General features: G+C 68.9%; 8 protein-coding genes and 1 tRNA gene. All 9 read left to right on the forward strand.

From position 1 onward, the window contains the following. The first annotated feature begins 3 nt into the window (after positions 1-3). The 9 genes from Pla163_RS00120 to Pla163_RS00160 all read left to right on the forward strand — a co-directional run bounded on the left by Pla163_RS00120 (position 4) and on the right by Pla163_RS00160 (position 14,919). Positions 4-3,681: an efflux RND transporter permease subunit gene (locus Pla163_RS00120; RefSeq protein ID WP_145181713.1), complete on the forward strand. Its 3,678-nt coding sequence runs from the start codon at positions 4-6 to the stop codon at positions 3,679-3,681. Between the two features lie 452 nt (positions 3,682-4,133). Continuing rightward, positions 4,134-6,557: a heavy metal translocating P-type ATPase gene (locus tag Pla163_RS00125; RefSeq protein ID WP_145181716.1), complete on the forward strand. Its 2,424-nt coding sequence runs from the start codon at positions 4,134-4,136 to the stop codon at positions 6,555-6,557. A 19-nt stretch (positions 6,558-6,576) separates the two neighbouring features. Next, positions 6,577-6,653: transfer RNA gene (locus tag Pla163_RS00130), tRNA-Val, on the forward strand. 155 nt (positions 6,654-6,808) lie between these two features. Beyond that, a complete protein-coding gene (locus Pla163_RS00135; RefSeq protein ID WP_145181719.1) occupies positions 6,809-8,812 on the forward strand; it encodes a POT family MFS transporter in 2,004 nt (667 codons plus the stop codon). Positions 8,813-9,054: 242 nt separating this feature from the next. Further along, positions 9,055-9,381: a thioredoxin gene (gene trxA / locus Pla163_RS00140; protein ID WP_145181722.1), complete on the forward strand. Its 327-nt coding sequence runs from the start codon at positions 9,055-9,057 to the stop codon at positions 9,379-9,381. A 266-nt stretch (positions 9,382-9,647) separates the two neighbouring features. Next, positions 9,648-10,658, forward strand: a complete 1,011-nt coding sequence (fmt, locus tag Pla163_RS00145) for a methionyl-tRNA formyltransferase (RefSeq protein ID WP_145181725.1) — start codon at positions 9,648-9,650, stop codon at positions 10,656-10,658. After that, positions 10,658-11,986, forward strand: coding sequence for an RsmB/NOP family class I SAM-dependent RNA methyltransferase (locus Pla163_RS00150; RefSeq protein ID WP_145181728.1), 1,329 nt, complete (start codon positions 10,658-10,660; stop codon positions 11,984-11,986). The genes fmt and Pla163_RS00150 overlap by 1 nt, the downstream gene beginning before the upstream one ends. Positions 11,987-12,769: 783 nt before the next feature. After that, complete coding sequence (locus tag Pla163_RS00155) at positions 12,770-13,807, forward strand: S1C family serine protease (RefSeq protein ID WP_419186146.1); 1,038 nt, start codon at positions 12,770-12,772, stop codon at positions 13,805-13,807. Then, the gene (locus Pla163_RS00160; protein ID WP_145181734.1) at positions 13,807-14,919 is read left to right on the forward strand and encodes a PDZ domain-containing protein; all 1,113 of its coding nucleotides are present in this window, start codon (positions 13,807-13,809) and stop codon (positions 14,917-14,919) included. Before Pla163_RS00155 ends, Pla163_RS00160 begins: the two co-directional genes overlap by 1 nt. The last annotated feature ends 68 nt before the right edge of the window (positions 14,920-14,987 follow it).

Consider the following 14,987-nt stretch of genomic DNA (forward strand, 5'->3'; position numbering starts at 1 on the left):
GTCATGCTCGGCAAGCTGGTCCGCTTCTTCCTCGAGCAGCGCCTGATGGTCGCGCTGTTGCTGCTGTTCATCGTTGCGTGGGGTGCGATGACCGCGCCCTTCGACTGGGAACTCGGCATCCTGCCGCGCGATCCGGTGCCGGTCGACGCGATCCCCGACGTCGGCGAGAACCAGCAGATCGTCTTCACCGAGTGGATGGGGCGCTCGCCACAGGACGTCGAGGACCAGATCACTTATCCGCTGACGGTGTCCCTCCTCGGGCTGCCCGGCGTGAAGACGATCCGGTCGAACTCGTTCTTCGGGTTCTCGACCATCTACATCATCTTCGAGGAGGGCGTGGAGTTCTATTGGTCGCGATCGCGCGTCCTCGAGAAGCTGAGCAGTCTGCCGTCGGGGACACTCCCTGAGAGCGTCTCACCCGCGCTCGGTCCGGACGCGACGCCACTCGGCCAGGTCTTCTGGTACACGCTCGAAGGCTTGGATCCGGAGGGTGAGCCTACCGGTGGTTGGGGCCTCGACGAGTTGCGTAGCGTGCAGGACTGGGACGTTCGCTATGCGCTGATGTCCGTCGACGGGGTGGCCGAAGTCGCCTCGATCGGTGGATTCGTACGCGAGTACCAGGTGGACGTCGATCCTGACGCGATGCGCGCCCACCGCGTCACCCTCGACGAGGTCTACAACGCGGTACGCGGCTCGAACCTCGAGGTCGGTGCGCGCGTGATCGAGGTCAACCGCGTCGAGTACTTCGTGCGCAGTCTGGGATGGATCGAGGACGTCACGGACATCGAGCAGTCCGTGATCAAGGCCGTCGACGGCACCCCGATCCGAGTGCAGGACGTGGCCAATGTCTCGATCGGGCCGGCCCTACGGCGTGGCGCGCTGGACAAGGGGGGCGCCGCGGCGGTCGGTGGCGTCGTCGTCGTTCGCTACGGCGAGAACCCGCTCGCCGTCCTCGACGGCATCAAGGAGAAGATCCTCGAGATCACGCCCGGGCTACCGCGCAAGACGCTCGAGAACGGAGTGCTGTCACAGGTCTCGATCGTCCCATTCTACGATCGATCGGGGCTGATCAAGGAGACGCTCGGAACGCTCAACACAGCGATCAGTGAGGAGATCCTCGTGACGATCATCGTTGTGCTGTTCATGTTGATGCACTTGCGGTCGTCGGTGCTGATCTCCGCGCTGCTCCCGGTGACGGTGCTGTTCACGTTCATCCTGATGAAGCTGTTCGCGGTGGACGCGAACATCGTGGCGCTGTCGGGCATTGCGATCGCGATCGGAACGATCGTCGACATGGGGATCGTTCTGACCGAGAACATTCTCACCCGGCTCCGGGCGGCTCACCCGGACGAACCGCCACTCGAGGTCGTCTATAGCGCAACGATGGAGGTGGGTTCCGCGATCCTCACAGCCGTGAGCACGACCATCGTCGGCTTCCTCCCGGTCTTCAGCATGATCGGACAGGAGGGCAAGCTCTTCCGACCGCTCGCCTTCACGAAGACATTCGCGTTGATCGGGTCGATCGTCATTGCGCTGCTGCTGATCCCGCCGCTCGCGTTGATGCTCTTCCCCTCAACAGGCGGCGCTATCGGCCGCGCATGGGGCAAGCTGATAGGGCGCTCGCGTCGCGTCGCAGCGTCGTGGCCCTACTTGGTCACTGGCCTCGCCATCCTGTTCGTCGCGTCGGTCCTGGCTACGCACTGGGAGCCGCTCGGACCCGAGCGCGGGGCGCTGCGCAATATGGGATTCGTCCTGCTCGCTATTCTTGGTCTGTTGGTCGTCTTCTCCCTCTTCCTGCGGGTCTACGAGCCGATCCTGAGATGGTGTCTCGGGCACAAGGTGCTCTTTTTGATGCTGCCCGTGTCGTTGCTCGTCTTTGGTTCCACGGTCTGGCTGGGAGTCGATCGGGTGTTCGGCTTCGTACCGGCGTCCCTCGCGAAGCTCGGCGTGGATCGAGCGGCGGTGTATTCGACGACGCTGTGGTCCGGAGCAACGCACGAGTTCCCGGGACTCGGCAAGGAGTTCATGCCGCCGCTCGACGAGGGGTCCTACCTCTTCATGCCGACGACCATGCCGCACGCGTCGATCGGTGAGTCGATCGAGGTGTTGGAGTCGCTCGACAGGGCGATCGCAAACATCCCAGAGGTGGAGCTCGCGGTCGGCAAGATCGGCCGCGTCGAGAGTGCGCTCGATCCCGCACCCATCTCGATGGTCGAGACGATCATCAACTACAAGCCGGAGTACATGACCGACTCCAACGGTCACAGGCTGAAGTTCGAGTTCGACACGGAGTCGGACGACTTCGTGCGCGACTCAGAGGGCGGCTTGATCTCCGACCCCGACGGTCGACCGTTCCGCAACTGGAGGCCAGAGATCGAGAATCCAGGAGACATCTGGGACGAGATCGTGCGAGTGACGCGGCTCACGGGAACGGTGACCGCGCCCGAGCTCCAACCCATCGCCGCGCGCATCGTGATGCTCGCCAGTGGCATGCGAGCTCCGATGGGAGTCAAGGTCAAGGGGCCGTCGTTGGAGGCGGTCGAACGAGCGGGCCTGCAGATCGAGCGCCTGCTCAAGCAGGTGCCTTCCGTGAGGCCGGAAGCGACCTTCGCCGACCGCGTGGTCGGGAAGCCGTACCTCGAGATCGACGTCGATCGCGGCGCGGCAGCACGCTACGGCGTTTCGATCGCACAGGTGCAGAACTTGATCGAGGTCGCGCTCGGAGGGCGACGGGTGACGACCACTGTGGAGGGGCGCGAGCGCTATCCAGTCCGCGTGCGCTACCAGCGTGAGCTGCGTGACAGTGTCGAAGGCATGGAGCGCGTACTCGTTCCGACTGCGAGTGGCGCGCAGGTCCCGCTCAGCCAGCTGGCGTCGATCGAGTTCTCACGCGGGCCGCAGGTGATCAAGACCGAGGACACCTTCTTGACGTCCTACGTGATCTTCGACAAGCGGCCCGGGTGGGCCGAGGTCGACGTGGTCGAGCAGTGTCAGGAGTTTCTCGACCAGAGGATTGCGAACGGTGAGCTCGATCTCCCGACGGGAGTGTCCTTCACCTTCGCCGGCTCCTACGAGAACCAGATTCGCGCCGTGAAGACCTTAGCGGTGGTGTTGCCGCTCGCGCTCTTCTTGATCTTCATGATCCTGTACTTCCAGTTCAAGGCTGTCTCGACGACCTTGATGGTGTTCAGCGGCGTCTTCGTCGCGTGGTCGGGCGGCTTCGTGATGCTTTGGCTCTACGGCACCCCGTGGTTCCTGGACTTCGATGTCTTTGGCGTGAACATGCGGGACCTGTTCCAGGTGCACCCGTTGAATCTCAGCGTCGCGGTGTGGGTCGGCTTCCTCGCGCTCTTCGGTATCGCGACCGACGACGGCGTCGTGATCGCGACCTATCTCAAGCAGTCGTTCGAGAAGCGCGACCCGGACACGGTCGCCGAGGTGCGCGACGCCGTCGTCGCCGCGGGCAAGCGGCGCTGCCGTCCCTGCTTGATGACGTCGGCGACCACCATCCTCGCGCTGCTGCCGGTCTTGACGTCGACTGGGCGGGGGGCCGACGTGATGATTCCGATGGCGATTCCATCGTTCGGCGGCATGACGGTCGTCCTGATCAGCATGTTCGTCGTGCCGGTCCTCTACTGCGCCGTGCAAGAGCGACGCCTTCGTCGAGGGGCACGCAGGTGAACACCGACTTCCGACCAGGGCGGCGGATTGGGCACCGAGATCCACTGGAGCGCGTTCGAACTGTGGGTCGTCGTCGGCGGTGTTCCGTGCGAGCTCATGCGGGTAGGGAGCCGGCTTCTCGGGCTTTCGACGGATGCCTTCAGGAGGTAGCCTCGTCAGGGCGGTTTCAGCGAGGTCGACAGGAAGAGGCTCGTCGACCGACCGCGCCGCGCGCTGGGGAGGTGCGTAGAGCGAATCGGTTGTTCGGGCCAAGCACGTACCACGTGGATGCGCACCATCGACTCGCGAGATCGAAGAGCGCGCATGCGCTGTCGGGGCGCGGTCCAACGAGGGCCCACCTCGAGTCTCGGGCCCCGCGCGTGCTGCCTTCGGAGAGTGAGGCCTTCGAGGAGAGTTGGATCGATGAAGTTGTCCGAGTCCCAGGGCGCCACGCCCGCGCAAGCCACTGAGCCATGTCTACCAACACAACGACCGTGATCGACCCCGTCTGCGGCATGACCGTGGACCCCGCGACCGCGCGCGCGAGCGCCGAGCACGACGGCCGGACCTTCCACTTCTGCTGCGAGGGCTGCCGCGACCTCTTCGCGGCCGAACCCGCGAAGTACCTCGCTGCCGCGGCGGACGGAGAGTCGTCGTGCTGCCACGGCGATCGACCGGCTCCGCCGCCGCCCGAGGATCTGCCGAAGGACACGGTCTACACCTGTCCGATGCACCCCGAGGTGCGCCAGATCGGCCCCGGGACCTGCCCCGACTGCGGCATGGCGCTCGAGCCCGATCTGCCGAGCGCGGAGGAGGACGACTCCGAGCTGCGCGACTTCACACGCCGGCTGTGGATCGGTGGACCGTTGGCGCTCGCGCTGGTCGTCGTCGCGATGGGCGACATGGTCCTGCCGGGCGCGCCGATCCACGAGGGTCTGGGCGCGGCGCGCGGCTGGATCGAACTCGTGCTCGCGCTGCCCGTCGTGGCCTACTCGGGCTGGCCGCTCCTGGTGCGCGGCGTCGCGTCGATCCGACGCATGAAGCCGAACATGTTCACGCTGATCGCGATTGGCGTCGGTGTGGCATTCGCGCACAGCGTCGTGGCCGTCGCTGCGCCCGGCCTGTTCCCCAAGGGCTTCCGCGACGCGCAGGGACAGGTCGGCCTGTACTTCGAGGCGGCGGCCGTGATCATCGTGCTCGTGCTCGTCGGCCAGGTGCTCGAGCTGCGAGCGCGCAGTCGCACCGGAGCCGCGGTGCGCGAGCTGATCGGACTGGCTCCGTCGACCGCGCGCCGCGAAGGGCCCGACGGCGAGGTCGAGGAGGTCCCGCTCGATCAGGTGCGCGTCGGCGACCTGTTGCGCGTGCGACCGGGCGAGAAGCTGCCGGTCGACGGTCACGTGGTCCGCGGCCGCAGTTCGGTCGACGAGTCGATGCTGACCGGCGAGCCGATCCCGATCGACAAGGGCGAGGGCGACGAGGTGTCGGCCGGCACGGTCAACGGCACGGGCGCGTTGACGGTGAAGGCCGCGAGTGTCGGCGCCGACACGCTTCTCTCGCGCATCGTCCAGATGGTCGCGGCAGCCCAACGCAGCCGGGCGCCGGTCCAGGGCCTCGTCGATCGCGTGTCGGCCGTGTTCGTGCCGGCCGTCGTCGCGGCGGCGGTGATCGCGTTCGCCGTCTGGGCCACGTTCGGGCCCGAGCCGCGCCTCGCGTACGCGCTCGTCGCCGCGGTCAGCGTGCTCATCATCGCCTGTCCGTGCGCGCTCGGCCTCGCGACGCCGATGTCGATCATGGTGGCGACCGGTCGCGCGGCGCGCATGGGGCTATTGTTCAAGGACGCCGAAGCGATCGAGACACTGCGCCAGGTGGACGTTCTGGTCGTGGACAAGACCGGGACGCTGACCGAGGGCGCGCCGCGGTTGGTGGCCGTCGAACCCGCCGCGGGCTTCGACGAGGATGCCGCTCTCGCCGCGGCCGCGGGACTCGAGGGCGAGAGCGAACACCCGCTCGCCCACGCGATCGTGCAGGGCGCGCAGGAACGCGGCGTCGCCTTCGAAGCCGCGACGGACTTCGACTCGGTCACCGGCCAAGGCGTAGTCGGCAGCGTGTCGGGGCGCGACGTCGCGCTCGGGAACGAAGCGCTCATGGACGCGCGCGGTGTCGACGTATCGGCTCTCGTCGCGGGCGCCGAACGCCGACGCGGCGACGGCGAGACGGTGGTGTTCGTCGCGATCGACGGACGCGCGGCGGGAACGCTCGCCGTGGCCGATCCGATCCGCACCGAAGCCGCTGCTGCGATCGCCGACCTGCACGCGGACGGACTGCGGATCGTGATGCTGACGGGCGACGCGCGACGCACCGCCGACGCCGTGGCCAAGCGCCTTCGCATCGACGAGGTCGTGGCCGACGCGCGACCCGACGACAAGCTGCGCGAGGTCGAACGCCTGCAGGCCGACGGGCACAAGGTCGCCATGGCCGGTGACGGCATCAACGACGCGCCCGCTCTCGCCGCGGCCGAGGTCGGCATCGCGATGGGAACGGGCACCGACGTGGCGATGGAGAGCGCGGCGCTGACACTCGTGCGGGGCGATCTGCACGGAATCGTCCGCGCCCGAGCGCTGAGCCGCGCGACGGTCCGCAACATCCGCCAGAACCTGGTCTTCGCCTTCGGCTACAACGCCCTCGGGGTGCCGATCGCCGCCGGCGTCCTGTACCCACTGACGGGTTCGCTCCTGAGTCCGATGCTGGCCGCCGCCGCCATGAGTCTGAGTTCGGTCTCGGTGATCGGGAACGCGCTGCGCCTGAGGACGAGCGGGGCGCTCGAGGAAGCGGACGCGTCGCACGGGAGCGAGCGGTCCCGAGCCGACGGCCATGACAAGCCCCGCTCGGCTCGCTAGGCTCGGCCCCCCCCACCCGGGGCGATTAACTCAGCTGGTTAGAGTGCTTCCTTTACACGGAAGAAGTCGGGGGTTCGAATCCCTCATCGCCCACCACCGACTCGGCGCTGCCGATCCTCGACGCTCGCGCGGGGGATCGTGCTCGGTGGACTCATCCGGTGATCCGGTCCGGTGATCCCTCGGTGGTGGCCGGCTCGCTCTCTCCCCCCACCAGGTCCCGCTCGGCCTGACGTCCCCAGCCCATTCGGCTCATGGCCCAGCACCTGACCGCGCCCGTTCCGTCCACGAAACTGCCCAAGGGCATTCCGTACATCATCGGGAACGAGGCCGCCGAGCGGTTCAGCTTCTACGGCATGAAGGCCGTGCTGACCGTCTTCATGGTGAGCTACCTGCACCTGATGGGGTCGCAGGCGCTGGAGCCGATGCCCGAGGCCCAGGCCGAGGCGAACTTCCACTACTTCACCGCGGCGGTCTACTTCACGCCGTTCCTCGGTGCGCTGCTCGCGGACATCCTGTTCGGCAAGTACCGCACGATCATCACGCTCTCGCTCGTGTACTGCATGGGCCACGGCGCGCTCGCGTTGATGGGCATCGCTGGCCCCGCGACCTACTGGATGCTGGGAGGCCTCGGACTGATCGCGTTGGGGTCGGGTGGCATCAAGCCGTGTGTCTCGGCGCACGTCGGCGACCAGTTCGGCAAATCGAACGCCCACCTGCTGACGACCGTCTTCTTCTGGTTCTACTTCTCGATCAACTTCGGGTCGTTCATCTCGACCTTGCTGACGCCGTGGTTGCTCGAGTGGTACGGACCGCACTGGGCGTTCGGTGTCCCCGGCGTCCTGATGGCGCTCGCCACCTTGATGTTCTGGATGGGGCGCAAGGTCTTCGTGCACATCCCGGCCGACGGTGCGGGCTTCGCGAAGGAGTTGTTCAGCCCGAACGGACTCAAGACGGTCGCTTCGCTGTTCGTGATCTACGTCTTCGTCGCGGTCTTCTGGGCGCTGTTCGACCAGACGGGCAGCTCGTGGGTGCTCCAAGCGCGTGACCTCGATCGCAACTTCCTCGGGATGGAGTTGCTCCCGTCGCAGATCCAGGCGGCGAACCCGATCCTGGTGCTCGCGCTCATCCCGGTCTTCTCCTACCTCATCTACCCGGCGATCAACCGCGTCTTCAAGATGACGCCGATCCGCAAGATCGGCGGCGGTCTGTTCGTGATGGTGACGGCTTTCGCGCTGGTCGCCTGGGTCCAAGGCCGCGTCGATGCCGGCGAGTCGCCTTCGATCGGTTGGCAGTTGCTCGCCTACATCCTGTTGACCGGTTCCGAGGTGATGGTGTCGATCACCGCACTCGAGTTCAGCTACACGCAGGCGCCGCGCAAGATGAAGTCCGTCATCATGGCGTTCTTCCTGTGGTCCGTCTCCCTGGGCAACATCTTCACGGGCCAGGTCAACAGCTACGTCCAAGTGCCGAGCGGCACCGCCGAGATCAGCGCGGTCGCCTCCCAGGCCAACGAGTGGCTGCTCGACAACCTCGGTACGAAGCGCGACGCCGGGACGCTGGCGGTTCCCGGCTCGGACGAGCTCGACGTGCCCGACAGCCTGCGTTTCGCGTCCCTACCGATCGGATTCACGGTGACCGCCGCTGGTCACGACGGCACGTTCGACAACGCGGACGACATCAGCGTCACGTTCGTTCCGAATGCCGACGGCAGCGCGGTCAAGCGCGACGTCGTGGCGACCGCCGGACTCGAACAGTCCCGTGCGGCCGTCGAGCGCATCCTCGAGGACTGGCGCGCGAAGGGCCGCTTGCCGCTGACGACGGACGGTCAGGTCTTGATCGACGGTCTGCTCGATCCCTGGGGAGAGCAACTGACCTACACGCTCCAGAACCGTCTGCAGTTCCGCGTCCTGAGCACCGGGCCCGACCGCGTGCGCGACACCAAGTTCGACCTCGGTCACATCGTCGAGATCGACGAGCCGTCCGATGCGACGAGCGAAGCGTCGACGGACGAGAAGCTGAGCTGGCTCGACCAGCGCAAGCTCGACCTCGGCCTCGACGACGAATCGACCCGCGCCGAGGGCGAGGACGCCGACGTCACCGCCTTCGTCGGCGGCCAGACCAAGCTCGAGGGCGCGAGCTACTTCTGGTTCTTCACCTGGGTGATGCTGGGCGCCGCGCTCCTGTTCATCCCGGTCGGGCTCGTCTACCGCCCGAAGGAGTACCTCCAGGAGGAGGGGCCGGCGGGCGAGGCCTGAGCGGCCAGGGCGCGGGCTTCGCCGCTCGAAGCTCGCGCCGATCACGGTGACGCCCCGCGTCGAACGCCGCTCACCGGGCTCCACCGGTCCCGCCGCGGCGCTCCTCGCGTAGGTCCGCCGCTGCCCGGGAGGATTCGTTCCGCCCGGGCGCTACCATCTGCGGCGCGAAAGGCTCGGCCGGGGGGCGCTCCTCCGGCGATCCACGCGCCGAATCCACGACCACGACCGACCCACCACTTGTCATGAGCACTGCCGCCGACGTCACCGACGCCCAGTGGGAGGGCACCGTCCTCCAGAGCACGGAACCCGTCTTCGTCGACTTCTGGGCCGAATGGTGCGCCCCCTGCCGCGCGATGTCCCCCGCCGTCGACCGCCTGGCCGAAGAGTTCGGCGCCAAGCTGAAGGTGGTGAAGATCAACACCTCCGACAACCCCGAGGTTCCCGCGCGCTACGGCATCACCGCCATCCCGACCTTCCTCGTCATCAAGGGCGGCGAAGTCGTGAAGCAGCTGGTCGGCAGCCAGAGCTACGCCCAGCTCAAGGCCGAGGTCGACGCCTTCGTCGACTGAGCGCCACGGCGCCACGCGGCCCGTCGCGCGCCGCCAGCCGGTTGTCGGAACGGAATCCGACACCGAACGGCGCGCGCGGCAGTCTCTTCCCCTGATGGGAGGGCGGGGGCCCGCGGTGGCTCTACGGGGTGTCGCCGGGCAGCGCCGCACCGACGTCCCAGCCGGCGCCAACCGCGCGCCCACCCCGACGGCGGTCCGACCACGGGCCGCCGTCTCCGTTTCCGACGGGGTTCCGCCCCACTGTCTCCCGCCTCGACCACCCTCCCGTGACCGAACCGCGCCTGCGCTACGGCTTCTGTGGGTCGCCACCCTTCGCGACCGACGTGCTCGCCGCGTTGATCGAAGGGGGCCGCCCGCCCGCGATCGTCGTCACCGCGCCCGCGCGTCGTGCGGGGCGCGGACGCAAGGACGTGCCGTCGCCCGTGGTCGAACTCGCCAGCGCACACGGGATCGACGTGCGCCGGCCCGAGTCGGCGAAGGACCAGGGGCTGAAGGACGAGCTGCGCGCGCTCGACCTCGACGTGCTGCTGGTGGCGAGCTACGGCGAACTGCTCGACCAGGCGTTCCTCGACCTGCCGCGACGCTTCTGCCTGAACGTGCACGGTTCGCTGTTGCCGCGTTGGCGTGGCGCGTCGCCGGTGCAGGCCGCGATCGCGGCGGGTGACACGGTGACGGGCGTGTCGATCCAGCGCGTGGTCAAGAAGCTCGACGCCGGCGACCTGCTCCTGTCGATCGAGACGCCGATCGACCCGGCCGACACCGGTGGGACGCTGTTCGCGCGGTTGGCGGCGCTCGGTGGCGAAGCGGCCCGTCGCGCGCTCGATCTGGTCGAGGCCGGGGCGGTCGAGTTCACGCCCCAGGACACGGAGCGCGTGACCCACTGCCGCAAGCTCACCAAGGAGTCCGGCCACATCGACTGGACCCGGCCCGCCGTCGAGATCGAACGCCTCGTGCGCGCGATGGACCCCTGGCCCGGCGCGGCGACGACCCTGCCGAACGGCGAGCGCCTGGTCGTCTGGCGCGCGACCGTCGATCCCGACGGGACGAGCACGACAGTCGCGACGACGGGCGCGGCACCCGGTACCGTGCGCACCCGTTCGGAGGGTTTCGACGTGGCGACCGGCGCCGGTGCGCTGCGGGTGCTCGAGCTCCAGGCCGCGGGCAAGAAGCGCCTTCCCGTCGCCGATTTCCAGCGCGGCGCCCGCCTCGAGGACGGGGTGCGGCTCGGCGCACCGACCGACACCGGCCCGAACGGCGCCCCCACTCCCGCTCACTGATGCCCCGTCAACTCGCCTACGACCTTCTGCGCAGCACGTCCCCCACGCCGCTGCGCGACCTCGAGCGCGAAGCGGACCGCCGCGGCATCGAAGGGCGCGACCGGGCGCTCGCGCGGCGCATCGTCGCCACCTGTCTGCGCCGACGCGGGACGCTGCTCGCGCTGGTGCAGACGTTCGTGCGCGGCAAGCCCAAGCCCGAGCTCGCGACGCTGCTGCACATCGGCATCGCGCAGCTGTTGTTCCTCGATCGCGTGCCCGACCACGCCGCCGTCAACACGACGGTGGACGCGGCGAACGACACGCTCGGTCTCTCGAAGGGCCGCATCGTCAACGGCACCCTGCGCAACCTGATCCGCGCGCGCATCGAGGGCACGACGGACGACCCGCACCGGCAGATCGTCGGCGCAAACTGGTACTTCGACGTTCCCGTCTTCCGCAGCCAGGACCTGCACCCGCTCCTGTGGGCGGAGGACGCGCTATCCATGCCGGCGCCGATCCTGAAGGGGTGGAGCGAGCGGCACGGGTGGGAGCGCGCGCTCGAACTCGCGCGGTTCGCGCTCGACGAGCCGCCGCTGTCCGTACACGTGCTCGCGGACGATGTAGACGGGGCCGTCGCAGCCCTCGAGGCCGCCCTCGTCGAACACGAACTCGCGCCACTCGCGCGCGAGGGTCGGAACCTCGTTCTCCCGACCGAAGCGACCGAACACGTGGTCGCGCTCGACGCCTTCGCGCGCGGCGAGCTGACGATCCAAGGCGCTGCGGCGACGCGCGCTGCGGAGCTCGTCGGTGCGCGACCGGGCGAACGCGTCCTCGACCTGTGCGCGGCGCCCGGTGGCAAGACCGCGCTCCTCGCGCGCGCGGGCGCCGAGGTCACTGCGGTCGACGTCGACGCGCGGCGACTGGCGCGCGTGGAGGAAACGGCTGCGCGACTGGGCGTGGCCGAGCGCGTGCGCTGCGTCGTGAGCGACGGAACGGCCGAACTCGAGGACGGCCTGTTCGACGCCGTGCTCGTGGACGCGCCCTGTTCGAACTCGGGCGTCTTCGCGGCGCGTCCCGAGGCGCGCTGGCGGTTCGGACCCGCGTCGCGCGCCAGTCTCGGTGAACTTCAACAGCGTCTCGCCCGTGAAGGCGCCGAGCGCGTGGCACCCGGTGGCCGCCTGGTGTGGTCGACCTGCAGCCTCGAGCCGGGCGAGAACACCGCGATCGTGAACGGACTCGTGCGCGACCGCGACGACTTCGAACTCGAGGAACAGCACCTGTCCCTGCCCGCCGGCAACGAAGTTCCGGTGGACGGGGGTTTCGCGGCGCGGTTGGTGCGGCGCATCTGACGCGGCGCCGCGCTCCAACGCGGGCGGGCGCAGCGAGTGCGGCGACCCATCGAACTCGCCGGTCGAGCTGCGGTCGATCTCGACACGTGGCCGAGACCCGCTGGCTCGCGGCGGACAGCGGCGTATCCCGCGCGCCGCGCTCGTGATCGAACGCCGAGCGACCGATCCGGTCCACCGTCGATCCCGCTTCGGTGACGGTCACCGTCGGCGCCGGTCCTGAACGACCGATCGCGAACGGCTGTTCACGACCGTTGGCCGCGATCGCACGCGGCGGTTCGGAAACGCTCCGTCGGTCCGGGTCGATCGAGTCGGGGTGCGACTCGAACGCTGGCCGCGCGTGGTGATCGCGCAGGCGGTTGGGGGGGCCCGACGGGTGGTAGAGGGCCTCCGGGGGCGAACCCCCGGGCGACCCAGAGCGAAAGCCATTGCTCCGTCCCAAGCCTAGCCCCTCGTTCCGACCGTGGGGGAGGCGTCGGTGGGTCCATTCCCACCGTCTTCGGCGCCGCGCGCGACGCCGCAGCGGGAACTGCTTGGTAAACGCCGGGAACTGCGCGACTTGTGGAGTGCAGGCTCGCACCTGCGCAACCTCGGGGTTCCCCCGTTTCGCGTGCTGCATCCGACCCCGTCGTCCGCGCGACTCATTCCGGGAGGCGTTCCGATTCGACTCGGAGCCCTCGGCCGGTCGATCTCACAGGATTCCAGAGCCTGCGTAGCATGGACCTTCGGTCGGGGCCTCTCCGGCGCCACCATCCAAGAGCTCGTCACCCCTTCGCACCACCACGCATGACACGAGTCCTCGACCGATCGACGCCGACGCTGTGGACCGCCGCACGCGTCGGGCGACTGCCTCTCTCACTGGGACTCGCGCTCGTCGCGTCCTGGGCGCCGCCGCAGCCGCGATCGAACGACGTCCTCGCGCCCGCGATCCTGGTGCAACTCGAAGAGCGTGTGGTGGCAGCGGCGGATCGAGCGCTCGCGGCGACGGTCGGACTGAAGATCCGCGAGAACAGGACCGAGGGCGACGGCAGCGGCGTGATCGTCAGCGAGGACGGCTACATCTTGACGGTGGCGCACAACTTCTCGCGCCCCGGCACGCGCATCAAGGTCTACCTGCCGGACGGCCGCGTGGTCGACGGCGTCGGCCTGGGACGCAACGAACGCGGCGACTGCGCGCTCGTGAAGATCGACGGCGACGGTCCGTGGCCCTACGCCAACATCGGGGACTCGGACGCACTGGTCGAGAACGAGCTGTGCGTCATGACCGGACACGCTGGAGGCATCGTCGCCGATCGCCCCGCCGTCGTCCGCGTCGGCACCTTCACCGACCGCGCGCGCCGCTACTGGCTGCAGACCGACTGCGCCATGATGCCCGGCGACTCGGGCGGCGCGCTGTTCGACCTCGACGGCAACGTGGTCGGCATCAACAGCTACATCGAACAACGCGTGGACCGCAACTTCCACGTCCCGGTCAAGAGCTTCCTCGACGACTGGGAGCGCCTGGCGGCCTCGGAGAACTGGAACGCGGCCCGCAGCCGCAGCAATCGCGAGAGTGGAGCGCTCGGACTCGCGGTCCGCACGGCCGACGGCGGCGTCGAGGTCCAGTACGTCTTCGAGGGCTACCGCGCCGACGAAGCCGGCGTCCAGGTCGGCGACCTGATCATCGCGGTCGACGGCCGCTCGGTGAGTTCGCCCTCGAGCTTCCGCGCGCGCGAACGCGACCTGCGCGTGGGTGAGACCGCGACGCTCACGATCGAGCGCGACGGCGAGCGGCTCGAGATCGACGTGGAGAAGGCTCGCAGGGAAGCAGGGGAGGACGAGTGATGACGAACACCTTCACGAACCGCGTCGGCCGCCGCGCGACGCTGGCCTGCGCCGTCCTCGCCGGAACGCTCGCACTCGCTCAACCGCTCGTCGGACACTCCGTCGCCGCGGGACCCGACCCCGTCCTCGTCGAAGGCGGTCGGCAGCAGCTCGAGCGCAGCTTCGACGTCCTGTGCCGACCCTTCGCCAGTTCGGTGCTGCGCGTCGTCGCCGAGGCCGAGGTCGGTGATGCGCGCCTGTCGCACGCCGTGGTCGTCGGCGAGGAAGGGCTCCTGCTCGCCAAGCTGTCCGAACTGGGCAGCGACGGCTTCTACGTCCTCGCACCCGACGGAACGCGCCGCGAAGCCACGATCCTCGCGAGCGACCTCGGCACGGACCTGGCGCTCCTGTCCACGGACGACGCCGGACTCGAACCGGTCGCCTTCTCGGCCGAACCGGTGGACTGGCGCGTGGGGCAGTGGATCGCCGCCGTCGGTCCGGGTGGTGACTGCATCGGTCTCGGCGCGGTGTCGGTCGGACCGCGCGACCTCGCCACGGAGAACAACGGGTTCCTCGGCGTCGAGCTCGATCGAACCGTTCCCGACCGGGCTCTGATCGGCCGCGTGCTCGACGACGGAGCCGCGATCTCGGCGGGCATCCAAGCGGGTGACGTGGTCCTGGCCATCGACGGCCAGCCGATGCGCAACTCGGAGTCGGTCATCAGCCAACTGCGCCGCACGGTGCCGGGCCAGGAGGTCGACTTCACGATCCGGCGCGGAGAGGAGTCGTTCGATCGCGTGGTCCGCGTGCGCGGCCGTCGGCTCGACGACTACCAGAATCCCTTCCAGGTGCCGCACGCCGCCGACAGCGTCGACGTCAGTGCGCGGCGCGACGGCTTCCCGTCGGTCGTGCAGAACGACGCGAACCTCCTGCCCAGCGAGTGTCTGTCGCTGGCGATCGACTCGCGCGGTCGCGTCGTCGGTCTGCACGTGGCGCGGATGGACCGTCCGGGGTCGCTGACGCTGCCCACGGACGTGGTGGCCCAACGTCTCGAGAGGCTGCTCGAGCGCGCCGAGCGCTCCGTCCAGGCCAAGAGCCTGCCCGTCGGCGCCGGCGAGACTCGCGACGTCTGAGGGCCTTCGGGGGCCCGGAACCCCGCTCGCGTGGCCACAGAGGGGGGCGCGCACTCGAACCCGCGACT

It is taken from the genome of Rohdeia mirabilis (assembly GCA_007750655.1).
Taxonomy (GTDB): domain Bacteria; phylum Planctomycetota; class UBA1135; order UBA1135.